The sequence below is a fragment of the Flavobacterium fontis genome (assembly GCF_900129405.1).
In the GTDB taxonomy this organism is placed as follows: Bacteria; Bacteroidota; Bacteroidia; order Flavobacteriales; family Flavobacteriaceae; genus Flavobacterium; species Flavobacterium fontis.
This window is the reverse complement of the sequence record NZ_FQVQ01000001.1, coordinates 211,456-232,800: the sequence shown is the minus strand read 5'-3', so window position 1 is coordinate 232,800 and position 21,345 is coordinate 211,456. Positions and strand designations below refer to the sequence as shown.

At 42.8% G+C, this 21,345-nt stretch carries 16 protein-coding genes; 8 read left to right on the top strand and 8 right to left on the bottom strand.

Translation table 11 applies throughout. The features are described 5' to 3' along the window. Positions 1-109 precede the first annotated feature (109 nt). The 6 genes from BUC17_RS01065 to BUC17_RS01040 all read right to left on the bottom strand — a co-directional run bounded on the left by BUC17_RS01065 (position 110) and on the right by BUC17_RS01040 (position 6,996). Positions 110-388: a 4a-hydroxytetrahydrobiopterin dehydratase gene (locus BUC17_RS01065; RefSeq protein WP_073360577.1), complete on the bottom strand. Its 279-nt coding sequence runs from the start codon at positions 386-388 to the stop codon at positions 110-112. A 100-nt stretch (positions 389-488) separates the two neighbouring features. After that, complete coding sequence (locus tag BUC17_RS01060) at positions 489-1,421, bottom strand: carbohydrate kinase family protein (RefSeq protein ID WP_073360575.1); 933 nt, start codon at positions 1,419-1,421, stop codon at positions 489-491. Continuing rightward, complete coding sequence (locus tag BUC17_RS01055; protein WP_073360572.1) at positions 1,418-2,608, bottom strand: glycoside hydrolase 100 family protein; 1,191 nt, start codon at positions 2,606-2,608, stop codon at positions 1,418-1,420. The genes BUC17_RS01060 and BUC17_RS01055 overlap by 4 nt, the downstream gene beginning before the upstream one ends. Further along, positions 2,586-3,908 (bottom strand): MFS transporter, encoded by a 1,323-nt coding sequence (locus tag BUC17_RS01050; protein WP_073360570.1) that lies wholly within the window; start codon positions 3,906-3,908, stop codon positions 2,586-2,588. Before BUC17_RS01050 ends, BUC17_RS01055 begins: the two co-directional genes overlap by 23 nt. A gap of 3 nt (positions 3,909-3,911) precedes the next feature. Next, on the bottom strand, positions 3,912-4,265 hold the full coding sequence (locus tag BUC17_RS01045) for a glutaredoxin family protein (protein ID WP_073360569.1): 354 nt from the start codon (positions 4,263-4,265) through the stop codon (positions 3,912-3,914). A gap of 91 nt (positions 4,266-4,356) precedes the next feature. After that, positions 4,357-6,996, bottom strand: a complete 2,640-nt coding sequence (locus BUC17_RS01040) for a TonB-dependent receptor (protein WP_083544694.1) — start codon at positions 6,994-6,996, stop codon at positions 4,357-4,359. Between the two features lie 159 nt (positions 6,997-7,155). Here BUC17_RS01040 and BUC17_RS01035 point away from each other — a divergent pair, with 159 nt between their 5' ends. From BUC17_RS01035 to BUC17_RS01010, 6 genes are all read left to right on the top strand, one after another. Then, positions 7,156-8,178 (top strand): LacI family DNA-binding transcriptional regulator, encoded by a 1,023-nt coding sequence (locus BUC17_RS01035; RefSeq protein WP_073360566.1) that lies wholly within the window; start codon positions 7,156-7,158, stop codon positions 8,176-8,178. A gap of 173 nt (positions 8,179-8,351) precedes the next feature. Next, on the top strand, positions 8,352-10,370 hold the full coding sequence (locus BUC17_RS01030; protein ID WP_073360563.1) for a M13 family metallopeptidase: 2,019 nt from the start codon (positions 8,352-8,354) through the stop codon (positions 10,368-10,370). Positions 10,371-10,754: 384 nt separating this feature from the next. Further along, positions 10,755-13,793: a choice-of-anchor I family protein gene (locus tag BUC17_RS01025; protein ID WP_073360560.1), complete on the top strand. Its 3,039-nt coding sequence runs from the start codon at positions 10,755-10,757 to the stop codon at positions 13,791-13,793. 218 nt (positions 13,794-14,011) lie between these two features. Next, a complete protein-coding gene (locus tag BUC17_RS01020) occupies positions 14,012-14,254 on the top strand; it encodes a hypothetical protein (RefSeq protein WP_073360558.1) in 243 nt (80 codons plus the stop codon). A gap of 71 nt (positions 14,255-14,325) precedes the next feature. Beyond that, positions 14,326-14,721, top strand: coding sequence for a (deoxy)nucleoside triphosphate pyrophosphohydrolase (locus BUC17_RS01015; protein WP_073360555.1), 396 nt, complete (start codon positions 14,326-14,328; stop codon positions 14,719-14,721). Then, positions 14,721-17,636 carry a DEAD/DEAH box helicase gene (locus tag BUC17_RS01010; RefSeq protein WP_073360552.1) on the top strand — a complete coding sequence of 972 codons (2,916 nt, stop codon included), beginning with the start codon at positions 14,721-14,723 and terminating at the stop codon, positions 17,634-17,636. The genes BUC17_RS01015 and BUC17_RS01010 overlap by 1 nt, the downstream gene beginning before the upstream one ends. A 291-nt stretch (positions 17,637-17,927) precedes the next feature. Here BUC17_RS01010 and BUC17_RS14195 read toward each other — a convergent pair whose 3' ends face one another. After that, the gene (locus BUC17_RS14195; RefSeq protein WP_234977674.1) at positions 17,928-18,116 is read right to left on the bottom strand and encodes a hypothetical protein; all 189 of its coding nucleotides are present in this window, start codon (positions 18,114-18,116) and stop codon (positions 17,928-17,930) included. On the opposite strand from BUC17_RS14195, the gene BUC17_RS01005 reads away from it, so the two are divergent. Together BUC17_RS01005 and BUC17_RS01000 are read left to right on the top strand one after the other, a co-directional pair. Next, positions 18,028-19,278, top strand: a complete 1,251-nt coding sequence (locus tag BUC17_RS01005; protein WP_234977672.1) for an ammonium transporter — start codon at positions 18,028-18,030, stop codon at positions 19,276-19,278. The two genes, BUC17_RS14195 and BUC17_RS01005, sit on opposite strands and share 89 nt — an antisense overlap. A gap of 276 nt (positions 19,279-19,554) precedes the next feature. Continuing rightward, positions 19,555-20,496: an L-threonine 3-dehydrogenase gene (locus BUC17_RS01000; protein WP_073360540.1), complete on the top strand. Its 942-nt coding sequence runs from the start codon at positions 19,555-19,557 to the stop codon at positions 20,494-20,496. 52 nt (positions 20,497-20,548) lie between these two features. Here the strand turns inward: BUC17_RS01000 and BUC17_RS00995 are convergent, their stop codons facing one another. Then, positions 20,549-21,160 carry a DUF6705 family protein gene (locus tag BUC17_RS00995; RefSeq protein WP_073360537.1) on the bottom strand — a complete coding sequence of 204 codons (612 nt, stop codon included), beginning with the start codon at positions 21,158-21,160 and terminating at the stop codon, positions 20,549-20,551. Positions 21,161-21,345 lie beyond the last annotated feature (185 nt).

The following is a 21,345-nucleotide window of genomic DNA, read 5'->3' as shown; positions in this document are numbered from 1 at the left end:
CTTCACAGCAATGTGAGGGCTTTTTTTATTAATTTAATCTATCCGCCAATGTTTTTTGTCTACATTCTTTTTTCGAAAAAGCTAAACCGTTATTATATCGGTTTCTCCGCTAATCTTTACCCGCAACCCGATCAATAATCTTGGCCAAGGCAATATCTTTTTCTGTAACCCCTGAGTGGGAATGGGTTGATAATTTAATATGTACCCGATGGTAACAGTTGGTCCATTCGGGATGGTGATCGTGAACTTCGGCGTGAAAAGCGATTTCGGTCATAAAACTAAATGCTTTTTTGAAATCGGAAAACTCAAATGTTTTTTCGATTGCCTCATCTGTAAACGTCCATGTGGGGACCTCCAAAGCCAAAGCTGATGCCGTCCAAAGTTTCATGCGCCTTTCTTTTTAATAAAAAACTGATTTTGCGTGATTAAAAACACCGCTGCTTCAAAAGTAGCATTTTCTGTTTGTTTCTCAAGGAAAAGAACCCACCTTACGCCAACAATTCTTTGATGTCAATCGCTTCGGGCAAGCGCCCCACATTTTGCAACTTGATCGCCGCCAACCGCTGGGCTACCGTCAAACGTTGCTCCCATCCAAAACCTTGCAATCCGGCATACAAAAATCCGGTCCAAAAGGCATCACCCGCTCCAGTGGTATCTTTGATATCCTCTAAAGGCATGGCTTTTTGCGTGATCAATCCTTCTTGCGAATCCGAAAGCACTACCCCTTTTTTTCCTTTGGTCAAACACACGGTTTCCGCCCCAAAATCATGAAAAAAATCAAAAATGTAATCCTCCGATTTAGACGCCGCAAACAACCGATAGCAATCGTCTTCGCTCACTTTCACCAAAGGATTATTCGACAAATAGGCTTTAATGACCATCATAGCTTCTTCGCGGTTGGGCCAAATGCGTTCAGAAAAATTCAAATCTATACTCAATTGCAACCCTTTGGCAGCCGCACGTTGGGCACCGTCCAAAATTGTATCCCGAGCAGGTTGTTTACTTAGAGCAAAACAAGTGGTATGAAAAATACGCGCCGTCTCCAACAAAGCATCGGGCAATTGCGCCAATTCAATTTCTCCATCGGCTTGACGGTACGGAATAAAATCGGGGGTATCGGTCGATTTTGAAACCACAATCACCGAGGTGGGCGTGTGCTCCAAACGCCGTATAAATGAAGTATCTACTTGATTGGCTTTGAGTTTTCGCAAGGCATAATCCCCAAAACCATCTTGCCCACAGGAAGCCACCAATACCGACCGTAAACCCAAGCGCGCCGCATTGACGGCTACATTCGTAGGTGAACCCCCTAAAAATCGGTGGAAATCTTTGGTTTGATTGATCGACGTATTGACTTCATGACCGATTAAATCAATCAGTAATTCGCCAACACAAATAATATCTAAAGTAGTCGTTTTCATAAGGAATCCGCAACAAATAAACGGGTGGTTGAATGAGTATAGTGGTGAACCAAAACAGAAGCCGCTGCACTCCAAGTACACCTAGGCACTCCATTGGGCGCTTCCGTTTGGGAATTAAAATTTTCGTAAAAGGCAAAATCCGCGCGTGCATTGGCAGCATCCAGAGCCGATTGCAATGCTTCGGCTGCTCCAAGGTCACCCCGTTGCGCCAAAACCATTCCATAAAACCCATTGACCATAGGCCAACTGCCGCCGTTATGGAATTCAAATGGATAATTGCGAAATTCATACTTGCAATTGTTACGCAGTAATTGCCAATCGGACTCTCCCTCGGTTACCGGGGGCCAAAAGGCAGGTAAAAGTTTCATCGGTAACTTGTGGGCTTGTTCTTTCATATACCCCACCAAGGCGTTTTGTAAATCAGGCGAACCCAAATCCAAGAGTAAAAACAAAGCATGGGCAAAGGCATCAAAACGGTTTTTGTACCCCGCCGGATTTAAGGTACAGGGCAAATATCCTTGCCATTCCCACTCTTGATAGGCCCGCTCGTGGTAATGCTCTCCTACGGTACCGGGGGTGAAATTATGAAGTACCTGGTGGGTAATTGCATTGATTTTGTCTGCATATTGAGTACTAGAATCACAAGCCTGTACCCCGCGCAACGCCCAAATGCGCAGTAATTGGTCATACAACACATAGCCGTCGGTGATGTACTCATCGGCCCAATTTCCCGACAACGGCACATACATCAAATGGCGGTGATTGAACTCCCAATGCTCCATGACGTGCAAGGCTTTTTGAACGGCCTGTTTTTTTTCATGATAAAATGCATGATCGCCCGTAAGAAGCGCATATTGGGTAACACCAATCACAAACCAAGTGGTTGCATCTACGCGTCCTGCCAACCCGCCATAACTTACTGCTTCATGGCCCTCCTCGGCTATGGCAACATTGGAGGGAATGGTGCCCAACTCATGTTGGTGTTGTGCTAAGGTGTTCAGCGTATTGCGAAAAGCTTTGATCAAATGGGTTTCTCCCGACACCAATGCTGCCAAGCCACAAATGACACCATCCCGTGCCCACACCCGATGGTAATTCGTAATGGGTTGCACAGAGGCCAAAAAGCCCTGTGGTGAAGCGGCTTTCTGCAACAAATCCAAAGCTTTAAGATAAACGGCTTCCATCATCTTTGAGTTTTGCTTGGGGTTTCATTCGCAACGTGAGCAATGCGCTACACAACAATAACACGCCCGCCAACGTAATGGCATGCCGCGCATCGTTGTGGAGTACTTCTTTTAAAATATAACCAAACGTGAGGTTTTGAATAATCATGGGAATTACAATCATCATATTGATAATTCCCATGTAAACTCCGTAGCGTTCTTTGGGAATATCGCTCACAACAATCAAATACGGTATACCCATCATACTCGCCCATCCGATGCCAAACCCGGTGATGGCAAAAAAGAAAAGACTTTTATCGGTAAGATGCGGGAAAGCTAGAAAACCCAAAGCGGCTGCCGTTAAGCAAATCGCGTGGGTAATGCGGGGACTGTATTTTTTGGCAAAACCTACCAAGGCAAAGGCCACTAGAAAAGTCACCACATTGTACCAGCCGTTGACCAATCCCGTCCAACGCACCGCCTGTTCATAGGCCTCAGGATTGCTTTGTGGCGTTGCATTCCAAAGGGAAAGGGCAATACTTTTGGAAGAATTTTGCCAATAGCAAAAGAGGGCATACCATTGAAAGAGGTAGACCAATGCCAACTGCCACATGATTTTGGGCATCACTCGAATGGCCGAGACAATTTCTAAAAGCGGCTCCAAAAACCCTTTTGAGGCTGCTTTCATGTGCGCCAGTTCCTCGTCAGTAGGAGGAATTTCGGGTGTGGTACGCATACTCCACCAAATGGATCCAATAGAACAAATAGCGCCCAAGAAGAACGAGGCAAACACCCATGAGGGAAGCGAACCCGTTTTACCCACTATGATTAACGGAAAGATAAAAAGGGAAAGGTTGGCCAAGGTTTGACCAAATCCTGTAAAAAAACTTTGCATTTGGAACCCTAAAGGCCGTTGTTCGTCATTTAATTTATCGGCAACAAACGCACGGTAAGGCTCCATGGCCATGTTGTTTCCGGCGTCTAGAATCCAAAGTAAACCGGCGGCCATCCACAACGAACTGCTGAAAGGAAAAGCAATCAAGGCCAAACTGCACAGTAGCGCCCCGATTAAAAAATAAGGTTTACGGCGACCCCAACGCGGATGCCAGGTTTTGTCGCTTAATGCCCCAATGATGGGTTGCACCACTAGGCCTGTTACGGGTCCCGCCAGATTTAGTAGGGGAATCTCATCGGGACTAGCGCCCAAAAAATCGTAAATAGGGTTCACCGCACTTTGCTGCAAGCCAAAACTGTACTGTATGCCGAAAAACCCCACATTCATGTGGAGAATTTGCCAAAAGCGTAACGTTGGTTTCTGCACCATGGATTAATCCAATTTTTTTAAAAAATCTTCAAACGGAATGTTATTCATAAACAGCTCCCCTTTTTTTTCTACCACAGGAATGGCAATCCCATAGGTGGGCATTCCCGCTTGTTTTAACTTGGCCAACATTTCACGTAAAGCCTCGGGATCACGGTCAATGTCAAAAAAAAGGTAGGGAATTTTACGTTGGTCCAAATACGCCTTGGCATCAATACAATAATGACAATCGGCACTGCCGTAAATACGAATTACTTGCTCTTGAGCAGGCTGCGTTGGAGTCGCTTGAACAGGTGTTTGTGCCCCTACATAACCGCTCAACAACAAGCTAAGACATACAAAAAGAATACGATAGTTCATACAAGTGTTTTTGGACTAATTTACGTAAAAACAATTCCTACGCCAGCTCGTGACGCAGGAATTGCTAACAAAAATAAACATGAATAGAGTCTTAGAATCGGTACGCCAAGGTCAACGATGTTGTACGACCGTTGATAGCGCGTGCGCGAACAATATTGTCTTGGTTTTCAATAATGCTTCCTTCTTCTACTTCGGTAATTCCGATGGTATCAAAAACGTTATTGATATTTACTGTAGCCGAAAGGCCTTGTGTCAATTCGAAGCTCAAGAAAGGATTCACATACGCATAACCTGGCATAACTAATTTGTTGTCATCTTGTGCATAGGCTTTGGTTGTACCAATTACAGAGAATCCTACCAAGTGCTGACGTTTTCCTCCAAATTTGTAAGATGGTACAATGTTGTAAATGAAATCTGCTTGACGACGAGGACGATTACCTTCTACTGCTGGATTTAAAGCATCGGAAGCAATCTCTGCTTTGGTATAGGTAACATTACCCATGATGTTGAAATCTTTCATACGGTAGCTTCCTTCCAATTCAAGACCCATGGCGTTGTATTCGCGTTGAATCTGACGAATTCCACCAGCTCCGCCCCCGAAATCCCAGTTTTGCTCTGAAACTTTAGAGTAGAAAGCCGTAGCATAAAACGTGTGGTTAGTACCGCGACGTTTGTACCCAATCTCTGCTTGATCCACCATATCAGCACTCAATCCACCCACAGCAGCACCCGAGTTAAGTACGTTTGGACCAAACAACAAACGGTCAGCGTTGGCTCTACCCCCACGGCTGTAACGTCCGAATAGCGATTGGTTTTCATTCAATAAATAGTTCAAACCTAACGAGTATGAGGTGTAATCATAGTCGTAGTTGATAGGTTTACGGTTGGCATTGTCTACCACTGAAACGCTTGCTTCGGGGCCGTCAATCACACCGTTATTGTTTACATCCAAATTAACCGCTTGGGTTGCGCCAGCATAGGTTCCGCGGGCTTTCCCTGAGTCAAAACGCACACTCGCATCAACCGTTAATTTTTCATTGGCTTTCCATTGCGCAGCAGCGTAAGGCGCCGTGATGTCGTAATTCGCATCGTAGTTTCGGGTACAACAGTTACCCCAAAAAGGTACACCATACGCATACAAACCATTGCTTGTAGCCGTTCCGGCATTCAACAAAGCGGCATTATCGCCTTTTACTTCCATCAAATAAGAATTCCATAACCATGACATGCCAATGTTTTGGAAAGCACGGTAGTACCCTAACGTAAGGTCAACATCACCAAATTTTTTGGACAATTTCAAGTCATTGGTAAAATTATTGAAGTTGTTGATTTCGGTATCAAAGGTGTGGATACGCATTGCCAAACTGTTGGTTCCAAAGTTGGTTCCAGCCAAAGGACCGTTGGCATACGTTAAATTTGACACTCCAAAAGCAGTAGCTAAAGCGCCCCCTGTAGTAACTTCGGCAGGGAATAACGATACGAAACGCCCTTTGATGTAGTTTTGACGGAAACGGTTTTCTACTTTCCAATCATCGCCTAGGTCAAATGACATTTCGGCTCCAAAAGACGTATTGATAGGGTGCATTCCATCGCCAATATTGCTACGACGACGTTCGCCATCGGCACCGATCGTTAAATTGTCTAAAAATAAAGCGCTGTGCGGCGTATCTTGTAAAATGTCAAATCCATTTACCGAACTCCAGTTGGGGTTGGCATTGGTTCCCGACACTTTTACAGGCATGGGCAAGTACCCAATCGACTTGTCATTTAAGTATTTTACATACAAACGTACGTAGCCATTTTTGAATTCTTTGGTCAAGTTGGCTTTAAACTGACCTCCTAAATTGGCGGTATAACCCGCATTACGAGGACCTTCTCCTTGGCGGTAGAAACCACCCACATGAAAACGCAACGACTCTGAAAGTGGTGATCCGTATTCAAAATCCGTACGCGTTTGACCGAAATCAACCCCAACTTGTTGCATTAATGTTCCGCCTTCTTTTTTACCATCTTTAGAAATAAAGTTGATAATCCCCGCAGGTGAGTTACTAGCTAACGTTGACGCCGAACCTCCACGGATGGCTTCCACGCGGGCTAACGTTTGGTCGTTACGCACAAAAATATCAGCGTTACCGAAAGCAACGTCACCAAACTGCATTACAGGCAAACCGTCTTCATGCAATTGCAAGAACTTGGCCCCACCAGAAGCAATCGGAATACCGCGTACCGTAATGTTGGCATTTCCTTCTCCCCCAGTTGGCTCAGCTTTGATCCCCGCAATCGAACGGAAAATCTCGGCTGTTGAACGAGGTGCAGCCTGCTCAATTTGTGCGGTATTCACCGAACTCACAGAAACACTCGACTGTAATTTAGTGCGTTGGCGTACTACCCCAGTCACAACAACCTCATCCAAACTTTTGGATTCATCCTCCATTTGAATGTTGGCCGTGGTAGCTCCTTTGATAGCCACTTCTTGCACTACGGTTTTGTATCCGATAAAGGTAACGGTCACCGTAGTTTTGCCTTCCGCTAGTCCGCTCAAGGTATACGACCCGTTTTCGTTTGTGGTGGCCGATTTGGACCCTGCCGAAACATTCGCACCGATCAAGGCATTCCCCTTGGTATCGGTAATCGTTCCCGACAATACACCACTTTGTGCAAAAGCCTGACTTACGAGCAAAAGCATCGTAAAGCATAGCGTTTTCTGCAAAAGATTCGTAATTTTTTTCATTTTTACGTTTTTAATAGATTAATAATTTTTGTTGATTAGCTTTTCGAAATTAGTTTTTTGATTCCCATAATTTTGTGAAATAAAAATCGAAAACGTTTTCGAAAATACCGAAAACGTTTTCGATTTTAGAAATGAATTTTTTTCACCATATTTGTTTCAATGAAAGAAGCGACGTTAAAACAAATAGCCGAAACTTTAGGTATTTCAATTACTACGGTATCCAAGGCGTTAAAAAACTATCCCGATGTAAGTGACAAAACGCGAAAAGCGGTTCACGAGCTTGCGGATTCGCTTCAATACAAACCCAATTCGTTTGCGGTCAATTTGCGCATGCAAGAATCCCGCACCATTGGAGTGATTATCCCCGAATTGGTCCATCATTTCTTTTCCAGCGTTATAGACGGTATCGTTGCCGAGGCCGAAAAACATGGCTATTTGGTAATCATACAACAATCAAACGAATCGGTGGTGATGGAAAAAAGTCAGGTGGAACTGTTGTTGAACAAACGCGTAGATGGTATCGTGATGTCGCTTTCCAACGAATCCAACGACGACGAACACCTCAAAGAACTCTTACGCCGCAACGTGCCTTTTGTACAATTTGACAAAATCTCCAAACTCCTCAACAGCTCCAAAGTCATCATCGACGACCAAAAAGCAGCCTGCGAGGCAACAACCCATTTGATTCATAAAGGGTGTAAAAAAATTGCACACATTCGCGGTCCCGTCAATCCTCAAAACGCCATCGATCGCTTTTTAGGGTATAAAAAAGGACTCGAAAAACACGATATTCCTTTTGACCCTTCCTTAGTATACACTTGCAGTCGGGTGTCGTTTGAGGAAGGAAAAGCATTTGCCGCACAAATTCTCAAAGAACATCCCGATGTTGATGGCATTTTTTGCATCACCGACCTGGTCGCCGTAGGAGTTTTGGCCTATTTCAACGAACAGAAGATTCCGGTTCCACAGCAAGTTAAAGTCATCGGCTTTAGCAACTGGTTCATGTCGCAAGTCATCACACCCTCACTCAGCACGGTGGAACAGCCCAGTTACGAAATGGGCACGGCCGCCTTCAACGTGCTCCTCGAAGAAATTAACGCCCGTAAAGAAAACCGGGTACGCGAACCCAAAACGGTGCGCCTCGAAACCCAGATTATTGAACGGGAGTCGACGCGGGGGTAGTTGTAGTGATCAGTATACAGTGTACAGTATACAGTATACAGTATACAGTATACAGTAAACAGTATACAGTGTTCAGTGGCTCAGCAGCTCAGCCTCTCAGAAGCTTAGAAGCTTTCTGTAACATTTCCCAACAAATCCCTACTTATTTAGTCATTCCCACTAAAACAACTATTATGAGAAAAATCACTTTCCCGGTTTTAGCTTTAGCGGCCTTGGTCACTTCATGCCAGAAAAGCGAACCCTTACACTCGGGAATTACCAAAGCCAATATGGATACATTGGTGAAACCTGGCGACAATTTTGACGCGTATGTCAACGGAAATTGGAATCGAAAAACCAAAATTCCTGCTGATAAATCTTCGTATGGCGCTTTTGATATCTTGTTGGACAAATCGGAAAAAGACGTCAAAGAAATTATTCAAGCTGCAGCCAAAAGCAACAGCGCTGAAGGTTCGGAAGAACAAAAAATTGGCGATTTTTACGCCTCATACATGGACCGTAAAGGGCGTGATGCCAAAGGATTAAGTCCGATTCAACCCGAATGGAAGAAAATCGATGCGCTTCAAGACCATGCCGCGCTCGCTGCGTATTTGGGTGAAGCCAACCGCCAAGGAATTGCAGCGCCTTTTGGGGTATTTGTCAGCACAGATTTTGAAGATCCCAACAAAAATGTCATCATGACTTGGCAAGGAGGATTGAGTTTGCCCGATCGCGATTATTACCTTTCGACGGCACCTGAAATGATGCAAATTCGCCAAGCCTACACCGAGCATGTTCAAAAAATGCTCACCTTGGCGCAGTTTACCAATGCCCAAGCCGAGGCCGCAACTATTGTAGCCTTGGAAACCGAGATTGCCAAAATCCACATTACCAAAGAAGAAAACCGCGATACAAAAAAACTAAACAATCCATTTAAGGTGGCCGACTTGGCGGGATTGATGCCTGGTTTTGATTTTAAAACCTACCTTACCAAAGCGGGAATGGCAAAAGAAAAGTCGATTATCATTGCCCAACCGGCGTACATGAAAAAATTGGCGCAATTGTACACGTCGACCCCGATCGCTACATGGAAAACCTATTTGAAATGGTCGGTGTTGAACGGTGCAGCCACATCGTTGACCACTGCATTGGACAAACAAAATTTTGAGTTTTTTGGTAAAGTATTGAGCGGAACCGAAAAACAACGCGACGATTGGAAGCGCGCGGTTCAAACCGTAAGTGGTGGTTTGGGTGAAATGATTGGCAAATTGTATGTCGAAAAACACTTCTCTCCCGAAGCCAAAGAGCGCATGACGGTGATGGTAAAAAACCTGTTGAAAGCCTATGCCGAAAGTATCAAAAAATTGGATTGGATGAGTGAAGCCACCAAGAAAGAAGCTTTGAAAAAGGTCGATAAATTTGTGATTAAAATTGGCTACCCCGACAAATGGCGTGATTATTCCTCGTTGACCATTGCCAAAAACGATTTGTATGGCAACTTACAGCGTTGTGCTGCTTATGAGTACAACCGAAATTTGGCCAAATTAGGAAAACCCGTAGACCGCACCGAGTGGGGCATGACGCCACAAACGGTCAATGCGTATTACAATCCTTCGGTGAATGAAATTGTGTTCCCAGCGGCAATTTTACAACCGCCCTTCTTTGACATGAATGCCGATGATGCGGTAAATTATGGCGGAATTGGAGCGGTGATTGGCCACGAAATCGGACACGGATTTGACGATCAAGGCAGCACGTTTGACGGTGATGGTAAATTGCGCAACTGGTGGAAGCCAAGCGATTTGGAAGCCTTCAGCAAACGTACAAAAGCCTTGGTCGAACAGTACAATGCGTTCCAAGCGTTGCCTGGATTGAATGTGAATGGCGACTTTACTTTGGGTGAAAACATTGGGGATTTAGGCGGATTGAGCATTGCCTTGAAAGCCTACAAAATGAGTTTGAACGGCAAAGAAGCCCCAAAAATGGATGGTTTTACAGGCATCCAACGCGTATTCTTAGGATGGGGTCAAGTTTGGTTGGACAAATCCCGTCCCGAAGCCTTACGTACGCAAATTGCTGCCGACCCGCACTCCCCTGCCAAGTTCCGAATTAATGGGGTGGTGCGCAACATCCCCGAATTCTATGAAGCCTTCAACGTTAAACCCGGCGATTCCTTATACCTCGCTCCTGAAAAACGCGTGAAGATTTGGTAAGGGAAGTCGTAAGTCAGAAAGTCGTAAGTCAGAAAGTCGTAAGTCATAAGTCGTAAGTCGTGAAAGACTGAAACCTGAAACTTGAAACTTGAAACTTGACACGAGGCTTTAGCCGACTGATGGAGCGGAGCGGAATAAACCTGAAACCTGAAACTTGAAACTTGAAACTTGAAACTCAAAAAAATCCCCTGCAGGTTGTAGGGGATTTTTTTGTAAAGCTACGGTAAAGAAACTATTGCTAAAAAGTGTATTGTAGCCACACAAAAAGGATTTTCCTTAACATAACTGCACAGAATAGACAGGATTCATAATCTAGTTATAGCATTGGCTTCATTTTCACCTAAAACAAACGCATGACTTTTGTGGCATCTAACACAAAACCTCATGAGAAAAAACGACTTTTTGCAATTACTAGTTTTGAGCCTCTTTTTGTATGTCGCTCCCAATGCGTCGGGACAAACATTGGTTCACTATTGGAACTTTAACGACAATAGTTCTTTGGCGGCTTTGACCACGCCTTCGCAAACATTGGGCGGAGCGTCTTTGGTTGCACTTCCAGGTGGAATCAGTACGATTGATGTCTCGGGTGGAACGGGGCAAAACTTTAACGTCCAAAATTTAAATGCCCAAAACGGGGATTCCTCGGGAACACATTTACGTTTCAATGATCCCATCGGTGGTGCATTGGTATTCAGCCTTCCCACAACAGGATACGAAGCTATTGTGATGCGAATGGCAACCCGTCGGTCCAATTCGGGAGCAGGTACGCAAATCTGGTCGTATTCCACCGACGGAACTACCTATACTTTTTTGACCAATATCGCACCCAATAACGGTGACCCTGCATTGGCTACCCTTGATTTTTCGTCGATTCCCGGGGTGACTAATAATCCTAATTTTAAAGTCAAAGTTGAGTTTGCTCAAGGCAGTGGTGGAACTGTTGGCAACAACCGTTTTGATAATGTCACCCTACAAGGAACGCCCTTTTCAGGCGCAGACATACTGCCTCCCACTGTAACTTTTTTTCCACAAAATAATGCGACTAACGTAGCACTTACGGCGCAACCTACACTCACATTCAACGAACCTATTCGCTTTGTTAACGACACTCCCATCGACAATACCTCGGTAGATGCGCTTCTCGAACTACGTCTAAATTCGGCTACGGGGACTGCCGTTCCTTTTGATGCTACCATCAACGGTTCTGTCATCACGGTCAATCCACTAACTCCTTTTACCGTTAATCAATCGTATTACTTGGCCTTACTTCCCAACACTGTCGAGGATGCTGCCAACAATGCAATCACAACCCTTCAAAGCATCACATTTACCACAGGACAACCTACTCTTAGTTTTGCCAATTCTTTTGTAACGGTTAATGAAAATGCGGGAAGTGTTACGCTCAATTTAACCGTGACCAACCCCGCTGCAGCTTCTGTTGACTGGGTTGTAAAAACAGCGCCATTCAGTACGGCCGATGCCAATGATTTTACGGCTACATCACAAACCATTACACTTTCCGCTTCTTCGCCTGCCACGATTGCGATTACGGTTCCCATTATTGACGATGCAATAGCCGAACAACAAGCCGAATATGTCGTATTTCGTTTAGAAAATCCACAGGGGGTAACCTTGGGTGCCAATGCTTGGGTGACGCTTTACATCCTCGATAATGACACGCCTACGCCCAGTCTTTCCCAAGAGATAGAACTCAATTATTTGGGTAGTTTTGATCCTTCGGGCACGGCCAACAATCGCACTTGCGAAATTGTAGTTCACGATCCTGTGACGCAACGTTTATTTACCACCAGTGCCGCTAGTGGCGTTTTGGATATCATTGACTTTAGCAATCCAACGCAATTGTCGGTGATTCAAACCCTTGATTTGAATACTTATGGAGGTGTGACTAGTGTTGCCGTCAAAAACGGTTTGGTTGCAGTGGCGTGTCCCAATGCCAACGAAGCGCTTAATGGGTCGGTAGTAGTATTTGATACGCAAGGGGTGTTTCAAAAACAATTCACAGTGGGCGCTTTACCCGATATGATTACGTTTACCCCCGATGGCACCAAAATTCTCACCGCCAATGAAGGACAACCCGATAGCGACTACACCGTTGATCCGCTGGGGAGTGTGAGTATTATTGATATTTCTGGAGGCATAGCTCAGGCTACTCAAGCCCAGGTAACAACCCTTGATTTTACGGCTTTCAATGCACAAGAAGCGGCGTTACTTAATGCTGGTGTTCGCAAAGGAAAAGCAACAAGTACCTTGGCGCAAGATTTGGAGCCCGAATATCTAGCGGTTCATCCCGACGGTACAAAGGCTTGGGTAACCCTACAAGAAAACAATGCCATTGCCGAAATCAATCTTACCACACCCAGCATCACTTCGATATGGCCCTTAGGCACTAAAAACATTGCGCTCCCAGGGAATGGATTTGATGTTTCGGACAACAATGGACAGATTTTAATTGCCAACTGGCCCCTTCAAGCCTATTACATTCCCGATGCCATGGCCCATTATACGGTGAATGGCGTTTCGTATTTGGTAACCGCCAACGAAGGCGATGAACGCGAATACAATGCCTTAAACGAACGAACAACGGTAGGCGCAGCGGCTTTGGATGCTACCGCGTTTCCGAATGCTGCCGTTTTAAAACAAAACAGCAATATGGGGCGTTTCCGTATTACCAATTTGAATGGAAATACCGACGCTGATGCCGAATTGGAACAATTGTACTGTGTCGGGTCGCGATCGTTTTCGATTTTCAATGCCGAAACACAAGCGTTGGTATATGATAGTGGCGATCAATTTGAACGGTTTACCGCGGCCAATTTACCGACCCTATTCAATGCCGACCACGAAAACAACACTCCCAAAGGACGTAGTCGTGCGAAAGGGCCTGAACCCGAAGGAGTAACGATAGCAACCTTGGGAACAGAAACCTTTGCCTTTGTATCGTTGGAGCGTATTGGAGGGGTGATGGTCTACAACATTACCAATCCCGCGCAACCCGTATTGACCGATTACAAAAACAGTCGCAGTACTTCGGCTTATGCAGGCGACCATGGTCCAGAGGGCATTACGTATATTCAGCCTGAGAACACCACGACGGGCAAACCTTATATTTTGGTCGCCAATGAAATTAGTGGAACCCTTACCGTTTTTGAAATTGACACCAACGGTTTAGGACGCCCAGAATGGGACACAACAGTCCTTCCCTTTGCGGTATTCCCTAATCCCGTTGGACAAGACGGCGTATTATACTGCAACCGCGCCGCCGATTGTACGATCTATACGATAACGGGACAAAAAGTTGGGTATTACCCCCAAGCGTTGGTGATTCCTACACAAGATTTAGCCCCTGGTGTATATATTGTTCAGACCGAAACGGGACAATCCCAAAAGTTTATTGTGAAGTAGTCTTTTTTTTCAGTTGTTGTGTAATCCCCGGGGCTTCGGTTTCGGGGATTTTTTTTGATAATACAATAACCCACGCACAACATGGGCTTAACACGTCCCTACGACCTTTGGGGCATTCGATTATACGCCGCTCGGTTGGGGTTCTCCCACAACACCTACTCCCTCCGTTTGCCTTCGGGGGGATTTTTTTGTACTTTTAAAAAAGAAATAAACAACATATGACACGACTTAGCGCCGCACATTGGGAAATTGTAGAAAAATACTATCCTCACTATTACTCCAGCCCCACCATCACATGGATTGATATTTTAACACGCGTACTAGACGGTGAAGCCATCTCCCCAGATGACGAAAAATTTATTCAAGGGTGGAACGTCGCCAAAGAACTGTATCGTTTGGAAAGAGAGGTTTGGAAGGTGGCGGTGAGATGTTACTTTTTGAATCAGCAATGTTTGTCTTGAAATTATTTTGCAAAATTCAATTAATTAATTGTAAACGGCTTTTGATTACTTTTGAGTAATTATTAAATAAAATGAAAACAGTAGAAGTAGTTGCCGCTGTAATTATACATGAAAACAAAATCCTTTGTGTTCAAAGGAATGATAGTAAGTTCGATTATATCGCTTTTAAGTATGAATTTCCAGGGGGAAAAGTTGAAGAAAATGAAACTTCTGAGGAAGCACTCGTTAGAGAAATTTCAGAAGAATTAAATTTAAATATTCACATTCAAACCCACTTCCTAACTGTAGACCATAGCTACCCTGATTTCAGAATCATCATGCATAGTTATTTGTGCAGTTGTGATTCGATTAAGCCAAAACTTAATGAGCACGTAGATTTTAAATGGTTAACAAAAGATGAGCTATACCAATTGGATTGGGCAGCTGCTGACATCCCTATAGTAGATAAATTAAGTACAAGCCAATAATGGATTTACACCAAATATTATTTGAGAGTTTAAAAACAGGTTTTGTAGATCGTGGAGTACATTCACAATACGAATACCTTCCGCAGTTATTATTAAATGACAAAATTCAAGGTAGAAAAGTACTTTCTTCTTTATTAAAAGAACTTAAAGAGCTTAAAGATAGTGATGAGTTTTGGTTTTCAGTTGCCTTTGTAACTACAAGTGGAGTTGCGGTAATAAAAAATAGTTTGTTAGAACTTGAACGAAAAAAGATTAAGGGAAAAATCCTTGTCTCTCAATATTTAAACTTCACTCAACCAGAAGCACTTCGTCAATTAATGCAATTCAAAAATATTGAGTTGCGTATTGTTACTCAAGGCAATTTTCATTCAAAAGGATATTTATTCAAAAAAGGTTCTATTTATAATTTAATTGTAGGCAGTAGTAATTTAACTGCAAATGCGCTTTGTTCAAATAAAGAATGGAATCTTAAAATATCTGCTACACCAATCAGCCAAATTATCCATGACACCATTCAAGAGTTTACGAGGGATTTTAATGATGCAACGATAGTTGATTTAAACTTCCTAAAACTGTATGAACCAATTTATATTAAAGGAAAAGAGCGACAAAAACATTTTGAAGATGCAAACGTTGATTCGATACAAATTGTTCCTAATTCAATGCAAAAAGAAGCGCTAGGCAACTTAAAAAGATTACGCGCTGCAGGCAAAAAGAAAGCCATTTTGATTTCTGCTACAGGAACAGGTAAAACTTTTCTATCAGCTTTTGATGTTCAAGAGGTGAATCCTAAAAAGTTTTTATTTATTGTTCACAGAGAAAACATTGCCAAAGCCGCAATGCGAACCTTTAAAAAGGTTTTTGGAACAACAAAAAAAATGGGAATGTTTACTGGCAATAATAAAGATGAAGCCGATTATTTGTTTGCAACAGTTCAAACAATATCAAAACAATCCTATTTAGATAATTTTGAACCCAATCACTTTGATTACATTGTAATTGATGAAACACATCGAGCTGGGGCTAACACATACCAACGAATCTTAACTCACTTTACTCCTGATTTTCTTTTAGGGATGACTGCAACACCTGAACGAGGAGATAATTTTGACATATTTAAATCTTTTGATTACAATATTGCTTATGAGATTCGTCTAAACAGAGCTTTAGACGAAGATATGTTAAGTCCCTTCCATTACTATGGCGTTACCGATATTAGTGTTAATGGCAACGTTTTAGAGGAAAATGCTGATTTCAGACTTTTGACTTCAAATGAACGTATTAATCACATTATTGAAAAATCTAAAATTTATGGATGTGACTCTGGGATAATTCGAGGATTGGTTTTCTGCTCTCGAGTTGATGAATGCCGAGAACTTGCTGAAGCATTCAATAAACGTGGTTTAAAGTCAATTGCATTAACTGGAGATGACTCTGAAGAGAAAAGAAATGAAGCTATTTCTCGATTAGAATCAAATGATCCTTTACAGAAAATAGATTATATATTTACTCGTGATATTTTTAATGAAGGTATTGACATTCCAAGTATTAATCAAGTAATTATGCTTCGACCCACACAATCTGCAATCATTTTTGTTCAGCAATTAGGTCGTGGATTACGAAAAGCAGAGGATAAAGAATATTTAACCGTTATAGATTTTATTGGCAATTATTCCAACTCATTTCTAATACCAATTGCTTTATATGGCGATTCATCGTACAATAAAGACACGCTTCGAAAATTAATGTCAGGCGGAAGCAACATGATCCCTGGCGCTTCCACGATTAATTTTGAGGAAATTACTAAAAAAAGAATCTTTGAAGCAATTGACTCAGCCAATATGCAAATGAAAAAAGATTTGGAAAGTGATTTTATTGTTCTTAAAAACAAATTAGGCCATTATCCAATGATGATGGACTTTATTGAACACGGCTCAAGAGATCCTTTTTTATATGTAAAATACGCTAAATCGTTCTTCAATTTTGTATTACTAGTTGAAAAGAATTTTGATCATAACTTGACGGAAAAAGAGATAAAATTATTAGAGTTTTTTGCCAATGATGTAAATAATGCAAAACGAATCGAAGAAGTAATAATTTTAGATTTAATAATACACAATGGATCAACTTCAATAACAGAAATTCAAAAAACCATTAGCAATCTATATGATTACAAGCCGACACAAGAAACGATTGAATCTGCAATTCGAAATATAAATTTTGATTTCATCACAGAAAACAAGGATAAAAAGTTACAGCCGGTAAGCAAAATATATGACATCAAAAATGTTTTGTTGAATGACACAAAAATTTCAAGTACAACAGAATTTAAAAAGAGTTTAAACAACCATGTTTTTAATACATTTTTAAAAGACAATATTGAATTTGCTAAGTACAACTATAATCAACATTTTAGTAGAAAGAACTTTTTTGATGGTTTTATTCTTTATCAGAAATATTCTAGAAAAGACGTTTTCAGAATTTTGAATTGGGAAACAAATCCTGTTGGATTAAATGTTGGTGGATATATGATAAGTAATGACAATAAAGATTGTGCGCTTTTTGTAAATTATCATAAATCAGATGATATTGCTGGAAGTACTAAATATCTTGATAAATTCTTAAATAAATTTGAATTTCAATGGATGTCAAAAAATCAAAGATATTTACATAGTAACGATGTTGTTTTAATAAGAGAGAATAAAATAAGACTCCCATTATTCATCAAAAAAAGTAACGATGAGGGAACTGATTTTTACTATATGGGTGATGTCCAACCCATAGATTCCTCATTCAAAAACGACACATTAAAAGATGATAAAGGAAATAATGTCAATGTAGTAACCCTTATATTCAAAATGAATGTTCCTGTAGAAGATAATTTATACAATTACCTGACAGAATCAAATCTATAAAAGCTTAAAGGTAATCAAAATGTCATCTAACTTTAAGATACAGAACTGTTTAGCAAAGTCAACAGTCAACAGTCAGCAGTGTTCAGTGAGCAGTAATCACTAGTCTGCCTGCCGGCATAGGCAGGTCACTAATCACTAACCACTAGTCACCAAAAATCGTTTTCGTATTTACAACCCCGTAAAAAAACACCTTCTTTTTTAATAAACTCACAAAAATTAAAACATACCCCCTAATTTTTTACTTTGTTTTACTTAAAATATAGTGTAATTTGTAATTTTACCCTATCAAAATTAGGGTTGAAGTATGAAATTAGAAAAACGTTGGGTGTCGGCTTTTGTCATTATTACCCTTGTGGCTGTGGTGGGACTGGTGTGGCCGCATACCGATCCCGTGGCGAGTACTACTTTTGGTACACTCGACCAACTCAACACCGCCGATATCGCTTGGATTCTTACTTCTTCGTGTTTGGTGCTGCTCATGACCCCTGGGCTTTCGTTTTTCTACGGCGGGATGGTCGGCAAAAAAAACGTGATCTCGACCATGCTTAAGAGTTTTATCTGCCTAGGCGTCATCAGTTTGCTGTGGGTCGTGGTTGGGTTTAGTCTATCGTTTGGCGACCCTATCGGCATCACCCTCAACGGAAAACACTATGGGCTTATCGGTAATCCCACCGACTTTGCTTTTTTTGATCAGGTCTCCTTTTTGCCCCACAAATCCCTCGGAAGTACACTTCCTTTTATCTTGTATGCGTTGTTTCAAATGAAGTTTGCGGTGATCACCCCCGCAATCATTACTGGCGCATTGGCCGAACGCATCCGTTTTATTTCGTTTTTATTGTTTATTAGTTTGTTTACCCTACTCATCTACGCACCGTTATGCCACATGATTTGGCACCCTCACGGCCTACTCGGCGGGTATTTCGGTGTGAAGGATTTTGCCGGCGGCACCGTCGTTCACATGAGCGCCGGGTTTGCCGCACTGGCAGGGGTTATCGTGCTCGGAAAACGACAAAACAACGAACATATCCCCACCAATATTCCGTTTGTGCTCCTCGGCACCGGACTCCTCTGGTTTGGCTGGTTTGGATTCAATGCAGGCTCTGCACTCGCCGCCAACGCTACCGCCGCACTCGCCTTTGCAACCACCACCATTGCTTCGGCAGCCGCGATGCTGACTTGGGTGTTCTTTGACCGATTGAACGGACGCAAAGTTTCGGCCCTCGGGGCATGCATTGGCGCGGTGGTCGGACTCGTAGCCATAACCCCTTCCGCGGGCTATGTGACCGTGCCGCAAAGCATCTTCTTTGGTTTTATTACCGCTTTGGTGTCCAACACCATGGTGTACTGGAAACGCTTACAACAAATTGACGATACCCTAGATGTGTTTGCCTGTCACGGAGTGGGCGGAATTATGGGAATGATTCTCACCGCCCTTTTCGCGCAGGGGGAAAACGCCAGCCTCGTCCACGGGGGTTGGTCGGTTTTTGGTCACCACATGGCCGCACTCGTCTTGGTCTCCGCGTTTACCTTTGGCGGGGCTTACCTCCTCTTTAAATTCACCAACTTCCTTATCCCAATTCGCGTAAGCCAAGAATCGGAACAACTGGGACTGGACCTGTCGCAGCATGGGGAGAAGGTTTAATGTGGCAATGTGTCGATGTGGCAACCTGCCTGCCGGCATAGGCAGGTGTGTCGATGTGGCAATGTGTCAATGTGTCGATGAGACAATGAGTCGATGTGTTGATGTGGCAATGTAATGATTTGAAGATTTCAAAATGAATCTTTCTATTGACGCGTTAGCTTAATACCCTTCCATTCCTATTCGTTTCTTTCTAATGACTAATGTCTAAACCTGAAACTTGAAACTTGAAACTTGAAACATTAATCCCCTATCTTTGCCCTACAAACAAACCACTACATGACTACTAAAATTTTAATCATCGGGGCCTGTGGGCAAATAGGCACCGAGTTAACCACACAACTCCGATTGCAGTATGGGGTTGAGAATGTGGTCGCTTCTGATATTCGCAAACTCAACAACGACATTGTCAATACGGGGATTTTTGAAGTCGTCAATGCACTCGACTACAATCAGATTGAACATTTGATTGAAAAATACCAAATTACCGACGTGTATTTGATGGCGGCTCTTTTGTCGGCTACGGCAGAGAAGAATCCTGCTTTTGCCTGGGATTTGAACATGAATTCCTTGTTTCACGTGTTGAATTTGGCGAAAGCCGGAAAAATCAAGAAAATCTTCTGGCCCTCCAGTATTGCGGTATTTGGCCCCACGACACCGAGAGAAAACACGCCTCAGTACACCATTATGGAACCGACCACGGTGTATGGCATTTCGAAGCAAACGGGCGAACGTTGGTGCGAATACTACCACCACCAATATGGCGTTGATGTGCGCAGTATTCGGTATCCGGGGTTGATTAGTTGGACTTCTGAACCGGGCGGCGGTACCACCGATTATGCCGTAGACATTTACCACAAAGCTTTGGAAGACGGGAAGTACGAATGTTTCTTACGCGACGATTCCAAATTGCCGATGATGTACATGGAAGATGCCATTCGCGCGACGATAGAAATCATGCAAGCCGACGCGGAGGCAATCAAAATTCGTTCCTCCTACAATCTCGCTGGGACTAGTTTTACCCCCGCCGAAATTGCCGCCGAAATTGCCAAGCATATTCCCGATTTTACGATTTCGTACAAGCCCGACTTCCGGCAAAAGATTGCCGATTCGTGGCCAGCGTCGATTGACGACTCGCATGCACGCACCGATTGGGGTTGGAACCACCGTTACGACCTTGCAAGCATGACGCAAGTGATGTTGGAGAATTTACGGAAATAAAAAAACGGCTGTCTACTTACAAGACAGCCGTTTTCTTTAAAATCGTAACGATTTAAGGTTGCAACAATAAAATAAAGTCCCTCGCTGGGAGCGGATTTGGCGGAAGCACCGTTCCTGCGGGTTTCCATCGAAGTCTCCACCCCATACTCGCTTGTAAAGCGGGTTGTCCGTTTACAATTATACGTTTAAGAAGAAGACGACCAATAGATTCACTTTCATCATGAATAATCCCAGTAGCGAGGGTTTTTTCACCCACTTCACACCCAAAACACAACGGACTATCATGTAAAACGACTAAATTTCCGTTAATACTGTAAAATCCGCAATCACTAAAGTTCTCATTCAATTGTGAAAGTGTATTCACTTTCTCTATACCATTTTCTATGTACTGGTATTCGCCATAAATCATATCTTGAAAGAAAACATTGTTTCTGTTTGACATTTTTTTCTGCAAAACAAGTTTTAACTGGGTTGTCCCGTCGGTAAACACCCATGTGCCCACATAAGGATCTAACACATGATACATATCTTTAAAGTAATACCCAATGGGTGTTTTTTCAACACTTAAAAGATCCCCCTGAAGCGCTAAATCTACGGTTTGAGTTTGGGAAAAGGCGTTTACACTCACCCACAACCCTACAAAAAGTTGAACTATTTTTTTCATACTACTATTTTATTTAAATACACGGCACCCCTGCTACGCTAAGTTGTTGCCCGGGCAGTGCATTGGGGTTGGTGTTGAGTTCTAATTTTTCCCATTGGTTAAGGTCGTTGTTTGTGGCTCTGACAGATAATTAAATTACAACCTGTGATGTAACTACAAAATACAAAAATGATATTCATAAATTT